This window comes from Alkalibacterium iburiense, assembly GCF_039521845.1.
Lineage (GTDB): Bacteria > Bacillota > Bacilli > Lactobacillales > Carnobacteriaceae_A > Alkalibacterium > Alkalibacterium iburiense.
In genome coordinates this window covers 59895-72618 of sequence record NZ_BAAACW010000108.1, presented here as the reverse complement: position 1 = coordinate 72618, position 12724 = coordinate 59895, and the positions used below count along the sequence as shown (strand labels likewise).

The window sequence follows — 12724 nt, the reverse complement described above, 5'->3', positions numbered from 1 at the left end:
TAATTATTTATAAGAAGTTTCAATAACCGCAAGGGTTAAACCTGGATATTCAACTGCAAAACTTGAGTTAATATGCTAAATAGTCAATTAGTATATTAATATTTTTTGCAAATAAATAGGAGCGCTTCCGTAACGCTCCTACTATTAATAAGGAGGGTAGAGGAAGATACTCAGTTACTGGTGTTGAGAATCTAAAAAGGAAAGGAATATTAATGTGAAAAATATTGGAAAAGGTTCATTAATTATATTCGCTAGCACTTTGTTGTTGGCTGCTTGTGGTAATGGAAATGGTGAAAGTACTGGAGAAGACACTCAAAATGGTGCGACTTCAGGCAATGGCGAAGAGGTTACTTTAGATGTCACTTGGCGTTATGCAGGAGATCCAGATAATATTGGAGATTATGTTAGAGAATTTTCAGATTGGTATTCAGATGAACAAGATGAAGTAGTCATTAATCCTGATCCTATTACTGCAAGTGAAGGTGATTATTTTAGTAATGTTTCTCTATCCTTACAATCTGCTGTTACAGCTCCAGAAATATTATCACAGGATACTTTTATGATTAGTTCTGATGCTAATGCTGGTTATTTAGTAAATTTAGATGACCTAGTAGCGGATTGGGATGAATGGGATAACTTTATTGAAAATATTAAAGATGGAGTATTAGGTGAAGATGGTAGTGTATATGGTATACCGACTACTACTGATTCAAGAGGTATTTGGTATAATAAATCAGTTTTTGAAGAAGCAGGACTACCAACAGATTGGCAACCTGAATCTTGGAACGACATTTACGAAGCTGCAGAAATGGTTAGAGATAACACAGAAGCTATTCCATTTTCAATGAACCTAGCAACTGTAAATGGTGAAGCTGTAACGATGCAGACATTCCAAATGTTGTGGTATGGAACGGGTGAAACTATGTATGATGAAGAAGCTCAACTATGGAATGTTAATGGTGAAGGAATAATTGAGTCACTTAGTTTTATTGATGAAATTATGAACCAACGTAATTTAGGCCCATCTTTATCTGTAGCAATTAACCAGAATTATGGATCAGTCATAATGCAAGACATGTTTCCTTCAGGTGCTGCAGCGATGGTGTTAGATGGAAGTTGGAATATGTCTCACTTTGTAGAAGGTGGAACAGCTGAATTTGATAATCCAGAAGATGAGATTGGATTTGCTATGATGCCGACCCAAGATGGAAGTGGTGATGGTTTTATAACTATGGCGGGAGGATGGTCATGGGCAATTCCTGAAAATTCACAGCACCATGAAGAATCATGGGAAGCTATTATAGCAATGAGTACGGAAGAGTGGCAAACAAGAAGAGCAATGAAAGAAGGAACTTTAACTGTACGACAAGATAGTGCCGAAAGTGAAGAGTATGCTGACCGACCATTTGTAGAAACAGCTACTGAAGCCTTGAATTATGCTCATTTTAGACCAAAACATGATTTGTATCCTAATATTTCAATATTCATACAAAATGCAGTGGAAGCCGTAGCAACTGGCAATATGACGCCTGAAGAAGCAGCAGAAGATTACAGAAATAATGTCGTTGATTTAGTAGGAGAAGAAAACACTTATTAATTGATAATTTGCAGAAAGGAGACAATTGTCTCCTTTCTTCCATAAACAAGTAAAAGGGGCGATAAAATGGCTAGTTATGCGGCCGATAAAAAGCACAAGAGACTCTCAGATAATACAAAGACTTCTATTTTCTTGTCTCCAGCATTTGTAGTTCTTGCAATATTTTTCTTGGTACCGATGGTTTTGACTATTGTATTCGCTTTTACAAATTTAGCCTTAACAGGATTTCAAGCCCAGCAACTTCAATTTGTAGGTTTTGATAATTTTGTTAGGATGTTCAATGATAATCAACTCTATAGTAGTATTATTCTAACTCTCATTTTCGTTTTCTTTTCAGCGATATTAGGTCAATGTTTAATGGGGTTTATCATTGCTTTTATGATGAAAGGTAAAAATTCTACCTTTAGAAGAATTATAGGGATAGCAGTAATTGCTGCCTGGGTGACACCAGAGGTGGTGGTAGGTTTTGCATGGACTATATTTCTGGGAGACAGTGGGACTGTAAATAATGTTCTTACTTTTTTAGGACAATATCTTCCGTTTTTACCTCAGGAACCAGTGGCTTGGCTTTTTCAATACCCAATGGTGAGTGTTGTAGTAGCTAATATTTGGAGAGGGACTGCTTTTTCAATGATGGCTTTCCAAACAGCTCTTGATGATATACCAACTGAAGTGGAAGAAGCAGCTATTATGGATGGAGCTTCAAGATGGAAATCAGTATGGAATATTACAATACCTATGGTAAAAGGAACGATAGTGACTAATTTATTGCTAGTTACATTACAAACACTAGGAGTATTCACACTTATTTACACTATGACTGGCGGAGGGCCAAGTGGCTCGACTATGACTTTACCAGTCTACATGTACCAACAAGCTTTTGTTAGTTTCCAACTAGGCTATGGAACAGCCATATCTTTAGTTTTATTACTCATAGGGGCTATATTTAGCTTATTCTATATTAAATTCTTAAAAGTTAAAATTTAGGGGGAAACAAAATGAATGTAAGTAAGACAGAAAAAACAATTCACCACATTGTGTTAGTGATTGTAGCTTTGTTATTTGTTCTTCCTCTAATTTGGATGCTTGTAGCTTCTGTGGACACAAATGCTATACAATCACTTAAAATTCCTGACGAAATAACAATGGAAAATTATTTAAGTATTATTCAAGATCCAGCAATTGTACGCTCTTTTGGCATTGGACTTTTATTATCTGGTGGCCAATCTATAATAGTGGTTATCATTGCTGTCTTGGCAGCATATCCTTTATCTAGATACAGAGCAAGCTATAAAAAGCCGTTCTTGTACACTATTTTATTTTTAACCTCATTACCCATGACAGCTGTAATTGTACCTGTGTTTCAATTATTCTTGTTACTAAGATTTGAAGATAATTTGATAGCTGTTATGTTTTTCCTAATAGGATCTGCCTTACCTTATGCAATATGGATGATGAAGAATTTCATGGACTCTGTGCCTATTGAGCTAGAAGAGTCTGCGTGGGTGGATGGCGCATCGGTTGCTACTGGCTTAAGAAAAGTAGTAGCTCCATTAATGGTACCGGGGATGTTTACTGTATTAATCTTCACGTATACTGGAAGTTGGGGGAACTTTTTTGTTCCGTTTATTCTATTATCTTCACAAGATAAAATGCCAGCATCGGTTACTATTTTCCAATTCTTTGGAAACTATGGATTAATCCAATACGGCAGATTAGCTGCATTTTCAGTACTATATACCATGCCAGTAGTCATACTGTATTATATTGCTCAGCGGTATATGTCTGCAGGCTTTAGCTTTGGCGGGGCTACTAAAGGATAATTAGTTACACTATAATATTTTTTTGGGGTGATTTAATGTTATTCAAATTAGAAAAACTGACAAATCGAGTACTTGAAATCGAACCACTTCGTTATAAAAATAGAAAACCAATCAAGGGATGGACTATCCACGAAGATGAGAGTAAAAGTGAGAAATATCCTCCACAAAACGTTTCTGAAAAGGCAGAAAAGTTAACTGTTAATCGTTTATGGGAAGGTAGAGATCGGTATTTCTGGATTATGGGTGAAGTAGATGTGCCAGAAGTGTCAAATGAAGAGGACTTTGTACTATTATTTGATTTTGGTAAATCATCGGAAGGAAATAATTCTGGATTTGAAGCAATGTTATATATAAATGATGAACCTTATCAAGCAGTTGACGGAAATCATAAGGAAGTATTTATTGATAAATCATTTGCAAATCAAACCATAAGTGTAGCCTTAAGACTATGGGGAGGTTTGGAAGGAGGGGGAGTTGCAGGAGAAATTTGGCATTTATTTAAATATGCTGACTCTTCTGTTTTATGCCATAGTACTGATGATTTATACTACACTGCCTTAGTCATCATAGAGACTATAGAGATATTAGATGAAAATGATTCTGACCGAGTAAATCTATTAGAATTATTAGATGATACATTTAAGAAAGTAGATTGGTCTGACGAAGGAAGTCCATCATTTTATGATTCAGTTGAGAAGGCGAATCACTATTTACAAAACGGAATTGATAGTCTTGAAAAAAAATCAGATATAAATGTAACAATGGTTGGACATACACATATTGATGTGGCTTGGTTATGGAGATTAAAGCATACTCGTGAGAAAGCTGCTCGATCATTTTCAACAGTATTTCGTCTGATGGAGCAATATCCAGAGTATATATTTTTACAAACTCAGCCTCAATTGTATGAATATCTAAAAGAAGACTATCCAGAATTGTACGAGAAAATAAAAGAAAAAGTACGAGAAGATAAGTGGGAAATAGAAGGGGCTATGTGGTTAGAATCAGATGCTAATATTCCCTCTGGAGAATCACTCGTACGGCAACTATTATTTGGAAGTCGTTTTATGAAAAAAGAATTTAATCATGAAACGAAATATCTGTGGTTGCCTGATGTTTTTGGTTATTCATGGGCATTGCCTCAAATCTTAAAAAAGTCGGGAATCGATTTGTTTATGACGACTAAAATTAGTTGGAGTCAACTCAATAGAATGCCCAATGACACTTTCTATTGGAAAGGATTAGATGGCTCAGAAATTTTAACTCACTTTATAACGACACCAAGTTCTAAAGGTTCAGAAGAATTTTCTGCTTACACCTACAATGGTGAAATTAATCCTTACACTGTTAAAGGTGTTTATGATAGTTATAGAGATAAAGATATTAATAAAAATCTGCTTATTGCCTATGGTTACGGCGATGGTGGTGGAGGAGTTAATCGAACACATCTTGAAAAAGCTAGAAGAATTCAAAGATTACCTGGACTACCGAATTTACAACCTGGAAAAGCTGGGAAATACTTTAAAGAATTAGAAGAAACGATAGAAGAAGCTAAGAAAAAAGGAAAGTATGTTCACACATGGGATGGCGAGCTCTATTTAGAGCTACACCGAGGAACATATACATCTCAAGCAAGAAATAAAATGTGGAATAGAAAATTAGAGTTAGCTTATAGAGATGCAGAGATTTTGTGGGCTTGGGGGAATACATTGACACAAGAAGAATTTCCGCAAGCAGAATTAAATGATGGATGGAAGATTATACTACGTAATCAGTTCCATGATATTATCCCAGGGTCTTCTATTAAAGAAGTGTATGAAGATTCAGAAGTTGAGTATCAAGAAGCCAAAGATACTGTAGATAAGCAAATAGATAAATTCTCTGAATTACTTGATAAAGAAACTTCCGTTTGGACTGTATTTAATACAGCTTCATGGAGTAGGGATGAAATTATTAGTTTGAGTAGTACTGATTATGAAAATGGATATTTCATTGATGAACAGGACAATACACTGAAGACAGTTCAAGTTGATGGGCAGATACACGTATATATTGAAAAAGTACCTCCACTTGGAAGCAAAGCTATTTATTTTAAAGAAGGAGAAGCAGTATCAAATAATGCTCATCCTTTTTCATCTAGAGAAAATGGAATAGACACACCTTTTTATACTATAGAATGGAATGAAGATGGACATTTATCTTCTATTTATGATAAAGAACATACTCGTGAAGTTCTGTCTGCTAACGGTACTGGAAATGTATTCCAATTATTTGAAGATAAGCCATTAGCATGGGATGCATGGGACATCGATATATTTTATCAAGAAAAAGGGAAAAATCTAACAGCTGACTCAATTGTTATAAAAGAGGTAAATGAACTCTTTGCAGTTATTGAGTTCACTTACAATTTTGGATTTTCATCTATAAAGCAAGATATGAAAGTATATTGTGATAGTAGACGTATTGATTTCTCGACAAACGTGAATTGGAAAGAGCGCCAACAATTACTAAAAGTTAAATTTGACGTAGATGTTAGAGCTACCGAGGCAACCTATGACATTCAATACGGAAATGCTAAGCGTCCAACACATTGGAATACAAGTTGGGAAATGGCGAAATTCGAAACTGTTGGTCACCAATGGGCTGATATTTCAGAAAAAGGCTACGGAGTCAGCCTTCTAAATGATTCGAAGTATGGATATGATATAAAAGATTCTACTATGCGCTTATCACTTCTTAAAGGACCAATCTATCCTGATCCAGATGCGGATATAGGGGAGCATTCATTTGTTTATTCATTGTATCCCCATGAAGGAGACTATGTTGAAGGAAGAACAGTTGAAACTGCTTGGGCTCTCAATTCTCCACTTAAATTATTAAGTGGAAAATTCAATAGTAATCAATTTATCGAAATCGAAAGCGATGAGTCAGTGATAATTGACACTATAAAAAAAGCAGAAGATAATAATGGTGTAATTATAAGACTCCATAACTTCACTGGAGGAAGACAGACAGTTTCACTTTCTCCAAAATTTAACTATCAGACTTGGCAGGAGACCAATTTGATGGAAAAGCCAATCTCCGAGAAAATTAAAGAAAACACAAAGCCTATTAGCTTTGATTTGAAGCCTTATGAAGTTAAGACTTTTTTAATAGAATAAATCAGACGGTTAAATTTGCACGGACTACACCTTAAAAGGGGTAGTCCGTATATCTTTTATGAAAGTTAAACATAGTAATCAAAAGAGTGATGAAGCTATTTAAGAAGAAAGTACTTTTAGTGGATTTAGAAATTTGAAACTACTAATGAAAGCGTTGACAAAAATATCGATTATAATCATAATAGAGGAAGAGACAGTCAAGTAAGCTCTCAAAGGAGAACTTAAAACAAGCAGTGTTATAGAAAGTGGTGATTTAAGAATATTAAATTGACAAAAGTTGAATAAAGCACTTAGTAGCCTAGCCATTAGAGTTTATAGTCACAGAAGATTTTTTCTCAAGAAGATAGTAACGCAATAAAGTCATATCAAATTATAGAAGGGAGATTCAGATTAAAAGAACGTTTTAAAATATATTACTCTATTGAAAAATTTTTGTTAAGGAGACTACTTATGATTAGAAATGAATACCCAAGACCACAGTTCGTAAGAAAAGATTGGATAAACCTAAATGGGGAGTGGGATTTTACCTACGATGATGAAAATAAAGGATTAAAAGAAAAATGGTATTTGTCAGATAAGCTTTTTGATAAGAAAATAGAAGTACCTTATGTTTATCAGTCTAAATTGAGTGGTATTAACGACCAAGGAAACCATGAGACTGTATGGTACAAGAAGGAATTTACACTTCCAGATGGATATAAAGAAAAAGAATTAATCCTTCACTTTGGTGCTGTGGATTATTACGCTGAGGTTTTTATTAATGGGCATAAAGCTGGTGAACACAAAGGAGGACACACATCCTTTTCACTTGATATAACTCCCTATATAACAGGAAATGAAGAAATAATTGTGATTAGAGTCCATGATCCTAGAACAAATGAAATGATACCTCGAGGTAAACAGATATGGGAAGAGAAACCATTAGGCATATGGTATACAAATACCACTGGTATTTGGCAATCGGTTTGGATAGAACCCGTAAATGAAAATCATATTCAATCTATCTATTTTACACCAGATATTGATTCAGGACAGGTTCAAGTAAAAACCTATTTAAATGGAACTGTAGAGAATAAAAAAATAGAATATACCGTTTCCTTTAAAGAAAAAACTATCATTAAGACTACATTTGATCTGTACTCTTCTATTCATACAGCTTCCTTTGATATTCATCAGAAGACTATCTTTAGGACATCTCATCACCACAATGGATGGCATTGGACACCAGAGACTCCCAATTTATTTGATGTAGAAATCAAATTACTAGAGAATGAAAATATATTAGATAATGTAAAGTCATATTTTGGAATGAGAAAGATTCATACTGAAAATGGTTTGGTTTACCTAAACAATAAACCTTATTATCAAAAACTGGTTTTAGATCAAGGTTACTGGCCCGAATCTCTTATGACTGCACCAAGTGATAATGCTTTAAAATATGATATTGAAATTTCAAAGGAAATGGGGTTCAACGGTTGTCGAAAACACCAGAAAGTTGAAGATCCACGCTTTCTTTATTGGGCAGACAAATTAGGGTTTTTAGTTTGGGGGGAGTCTGCTTCTGCACAATTTTTTGATGAGAGCTCCGTACCATTAGCTACAAACGAGTGGTTGGAAATTATTAAAAGAGACTACAACCACCCATCTATTGTAACTTGGGTTCCGTTCAACGAGAGTTGGGGTGTAAATGATATAGGAAGGGATAAACAACAACAACACTATTCACTTGGATTATACCACCTCATTCATAGTTTAGATACAACGCGTCCTGTTATTTCTAATGATGGATGGGAAATGACTCGGTCAGATATAGGCGCGGTACATCACTATGGACATGGAGAGGCAGAAGAAAGAGAAAAGTATGAGAAGTTTAAATTTGATATAAGAATTTTAGATGCTATTCTCGATTCAAAGTCTGCTAATCGCTCAATCTATGCTAGTGGATTTTCCCATCAAGGTGAGCCTATTCTTTTAACAGAGTTTGGTGGTATTGGATATAAAAAAGGCGAGCAAGAAGGTTGGGGATACTCATCAGTAGATAATGAAGAACAGTTTTTATCAGAATATAAGAGAGTAATAGAAGCTGTATATGATTCAGAAGTTATAGCAGGGTTTTGCTATACTCAATTATATGATGTAGAGCAAGAAATCAATGGGCTGCTAACATACGATAGAAATCCCAAAGCAGATGTAAGTAAAGTAAAAGAGATCAATAATTCACCACATTTTAAATTTAAAAAAGGGTAATAAATAGTCAAGTCCTATATTACGTTTTAGATTATGATGTGTGATAAAATCACGATAAGTAATTACTAATATTAGGAGGTTTTCATGATGCCAAATCCGAATGATCCTACAAACATTAATTCACCATACCCTGCAGGCACTAATTACAAACCAGAAAATATTGATTACAAAGACGAAGATAAAGTGTTCGAGAATCCAGAGGGAGATGATGAAATTACTCCATCGAATGTAAAAGAGAGTTCAGAAGAGCCAAAGGACGAAGATTTTGATTCATTTAACCTAGATAAAGTAGATGAGTTAGAAAAAGCAAAAAAGAAGAAAAAAGAGTGATTTTATCTTATTGGTTAAGATTTTCACCAATTATTTTATCCCCTTTTAGGATTGATAAAATTTAATGTATACGAAAAATTACTATTATAAGAGGTACTGTGATTTGAAACAAGGAAAAACACCATTATTTATAGTCACAGGTGCGAGTGGTGTTGGTAAATCTACTGTCGTCCCTTTCTTAAGAAAAAAATCCTGATATACAATTATTCGATATAGATAGTATTTATGGTGAGGTTACAGATTGGCGGGAAATTAAAAATATTTGAGTAATTGTTGCTAGTGAACTCGCCCAAAATAACACAATGACTGTTTTATGTGGAACGGTTATGCCTTGGAATATTGAAAAAAACATCCATTTTCAGACTTTTAGTCAGGTTTACTTTATTAATCTTCATTGTGACGATAAACTTCGTGAAAAACGATTAAAATATAGAGGTTGGTCAGATAATTTAATTCTTAAACATAAAGTTTTGCTCAATGGTTAATTGATAATGCAGATAAAGCCTACCATCCAAAAATGATCACTGTAAATACCACTGCACGTAGTGTCGAAGATAGAGGTGATAAAATCGATAATTGGATGCGTGAATGTATTGAAACTGAGAATATAACGTTTTAACATTGTGAAATAAAAAGAGAAGTCTCATTTCTTAGGAGACTTCTCTTTTTCATGATTGCTATCGTTGAGGGATTGAGAATAATATAAAGTACAATCTATATCTTGAGGGTAATTACCAAAGCTCTTTCCATATATAGTTAATCCACCTACATTTTTTGCACTATCCTTTACTTCAAACCGAAAAGTTATTAAGTTTTCACTGAAATCAATGTCATTTATTGTTGTATTAGATATCAACTCACCATCCATATTAGTTTGTGTAGAATTGATTCTCAAATTTTTCAGCAAACCGTATTGACTATTGGTATCAGGCCACCAATTAGGCGTTAACTTTCCACGAACATCGGAATAATTACCTGGAACAGTCCAAGTACCCACCTCCATATCATTTACATAGAAAGTAATATCTGAAGGCCAATTATCATTTGATCCTGGGAATTCGGAAGAAATTTCAAAGCTTAATTCAAGTACTTCTGGTTTCTCATTATACTTCAGTAAATTGGGGATTTTATATTCTACGAAACCTGAAGTAAACCAAATAATCTCTGCTTTAACTCTTTCTGGATCCATAAAATACATTGTATCATCTGGTATACCAATTACTTTGTTTCTAGTGGACAGTCCACAAGTAGGAGTCACTTTATAATTTGTATAATGACCTAATTGAATAGTCTGTGTGTGTTTTGAGAACTTTGGATATATAACTGAAGGAAAAGTAATGTACAATTTTTCAATAGCCAGCGCACACATTTTTTGACTCCCGAATTTTCCAGGTATGCGATATGATTTTATTAATTTTGCTTCTTCTAACTTTTTTATATGTCTAGAAACTATCGCACTTGACATAAAGAGTTCATTCGATAAATCTTTTATGTTTTTATCTTTCTCAGATAAACTATGTATAATATTTATCCGTGTATCGCTAGATAACGCTTCCAGAATAGTTAATGATTCTTTTGATAAATTAATCTCCATATCATTAGGCACCCCACTTAGTTAATCAATTAGTTAACTAACTCAAATGATTAATAGACTTTAAAAAAGTTAATTAACTCTTTAGTAAATACAGTATATATAATGTAAATAACTATTGCAACATTATTATGTTAACGCTATCATAAAGATAAATAAAAGTATAAAGTAAGACATAAAGGAGCGATTAACCAGTGGCAATAGATATAAAAAAGTATTTTAGGAATGAATACCCAAGACCTCAATTTGAAAGAAATCAATGGGAAAATCTTAATGGCCTATGGAGTTTTGCTTTCGATGATAATAATTTGGGAGAAAAGGAAAAGTGGTATAAAGGAAAAAAATTTCATAAAAAAATTAATGTACCATTCACATACGAAACAGAGGCCAGCGGAATAGGTGACAAGGAATTCCACCCCTATATTTGGTACCAACGAGACATAGTCTTAGATGAAGACAGTGTAAAAAACAAAGAAGTTATACTAAGATTTCAGAGATCCGATTATTTGACTAAAGTTTGGGTTAACAGTAAATTTGTCGGAGAACATAGAGGAGGGAATGCTGCTTTTGGGTTTAATATAACTCATGAACTAGAAGTTAATAAAGAAAATTCAATAGTGGTTAAAGTAGAAGATAGCTTTGATACTGCACAACCAAGGGGGAAGCAAAAATGGGTTAATGATAATTTTGGTTGTTGGTACACTCAAACAACTGGAATTTGGCAAACTGTGTGGTTAGAATATTTAAATCCTATTCACCTAGATTATACAAAAATAACACCTAATTTTGATTCTAATTCTGTTACTATAGACTATTCATTGACGCCATTTCAGAAGGAAGATGTTACCGTCAAGACTAAAGTAAGTTATAAAGGTACGGAAATAAGAACTTTAAATTATAAAACGAAAAGAAAAGAGTTTCAGTTAACCTTTGATTTAATAGATGATGAATTCGAATGGGGGGTACATGTTTGGTCACCAGAAAACCCTAACTTGTATGATTTATCATTTGAGGTTATAGTGGACAACCAATTGAAAGACAAAGTAAATTCTTACTTTGGTTTGAGGAAGATATCAATTTCTGATGGGCAAGTATTATTAAATAATCAACCTATTTATCAAAAGCTATTATTAGATCAAGGATATTGGCAGGAATCCATGTTAACACCCCCTTCAGAAGAAGCTATTATAGAAGATATTGAAAAAACTATTGCAATGGGTTTTAACGGTGTTCGAAAACACCAAAAACTTGAGGATAACCGTTTCTTATACTGGTGTGACAAAAAGGGCCTCTTAGTATGGTCAGAAATGGCAGCAACCTATTCTTTTACAGATCAAGCAATTGATAACTTTACAAAAGAATGGCTAGACATTATAAAAGAAAATTACAATCATCCGTCTATCATAACTTGGGTACCTTTCAATGAATCCTGGGGAGTCCCAAATATTAAAACTGAGAAAGATCAACAAGCTTTTACTCAAGCGATTTATTACTTGACTAAATCTTATGATAAAGAAAGACCAGTAATTGTGAATGATGGATGGGAACACACTATTTCTGATATTATCGCTCTCCATGACTACGAAGAGTTAGGATCAGTCTTTAAAGAAAGATATCAAGATAAAGATAATATAGTCGAAAATAAAATACCACATAATGGATTTAAATATGCTTTCGCAGATGGTTTCAAATATAATGGACAGCCAGTTATTATCACCGAGTATGGTGGAATTGCGTTTAATGAAGAACAAGGCTGGGGATATGGTAATCAGGTTAATAATGAAAGCGAATTCTTAGAAAGGTATAGCAACATAACCGACGCTATAAAAAATACACCTTACATTGTAGGTTACTGCTATACTCAAACGACTGACGTACAACAAGAAATTAATGGGTTGTTAAAAGCTGATCGAACTCCAAAAATTGCTTTAGAGAAAATTAAAAAGATTAATGATTCTAAACCAAATTAAAATAT

8 protein-coding genes are annotated in these 12724 nt (G+C 33.8%); 7 read left to right on the top strand and 1 reads right to left on the bottom strand.

The annotated features are described in order from the left end of the window. Window positions 1–265 precede the first annotated feature (265 nt). From ABDZ53_RS08870 to ABDZ53_RS08845, 6 genes are all read left to right on the top strand, one after another. Window positions 266–1597 (top strand): extracellular solute-binding protein, encoded by a 1332-nt coding sequence (locus ABDZ53_RS08870; RefSeq protein ID WP_343755661.1) that lies wholly within the window; start codon window positions 266–268, stop codon window positions 1595–1597. A gap of 66 nt (window positions 1598–1663) precedes the next feature. Further along, window positions 1664–2584 (top strand): carbohydrate ABC transporter permease, encoded by a 921-nt coding sequence (locus ABDZ53_RS08865; RefSeq protein ID WP_343755660.1) that lies wholly within the window; start codon window positions 1664–1666, stop codon window positions 2582–2584. An 11-nt stretch (window positions 2585–2595) separates the two neighbouring features. Beyond that, entirely contained in the window at window positions 2596–3420 is an 825-nt protein-coding gene (locus tag ABDZ53_RS08860; RefSeq protein ID WP_343755658.1) for a carbohydrate ABC transporter permease, read from the top strand. Window positions 3421–3455: 35 nt separating this feature from the next. Beyond that, on the top strand, window positions 3456–6581 hold the full coding sequence (locus ABDZ53_RS08855; protein ID WP_343755656.1) for an alpha-mannosidase: 3126 nt from the start codon (window positions 3456–3458) through the stop codon (window positions 6579–6581). 450 nt (window positions 6582–7031) lie between these two features. After that, a complete protein-coding gene (locus ABDZ53_RS08850) occupies window positions 7032–8828 on the top strand; it encodes a glycoside hydrolase family 2 protein (protein ID WP_343755655.1) in 1797 nt (598 codons plus the stop codon). A gap of 87 nt (window positions 8829–8915) precedes the next feature. After that, window positions 8916–9158: a hypothetical protein gene (locus ABDZ53_RS08845; RefSeq protein ID WP_343755654.1), complete on the top strand. Its 243-nt coding sequence runs from the start codon at window positions 8916–8918 to the stop codon at window positions 9156–9158. 643 nt (window positions 9159–9801) lie between these two features. Here the strand turns inward: ABDZ53_RS08845 and ABDZ53_RS08840 are convergent. After that, window positions 9802–10752 carry an ArsR/SmtB family transcription factor gene (locus ABDZ53_RS08840; RefSeq protein ID WP_343755653.1) on the bottom strand — a complete coding sequence of 317 codons (951 nt, stop codon included), beginning with the start codon at window positions 10750–10752 and terminating at the stop codon, window positions 9802–9804. Window positions 10753–10943: 191 nt separating this feature from the next. Between ABDZ53_RS08840 and ABDZ53_RS08835 the strand changes: the two genes are divergently transcribed. Then, window positions 10944–12719 carry a glycoside hydrolase family 2 protein gene (locus tag ABDZ53_RS08835; RefSeq protein WP_343755652.1) on the top strand — a complete coding sequence of 592 codons (1776 nt, stop codon included), beginning with the start codon at window positions 10944–10946 and terminating at the stop codon, window positions 12717–12719. Window positions 12720–12724 lie beyond the last annotated feature (5 nt).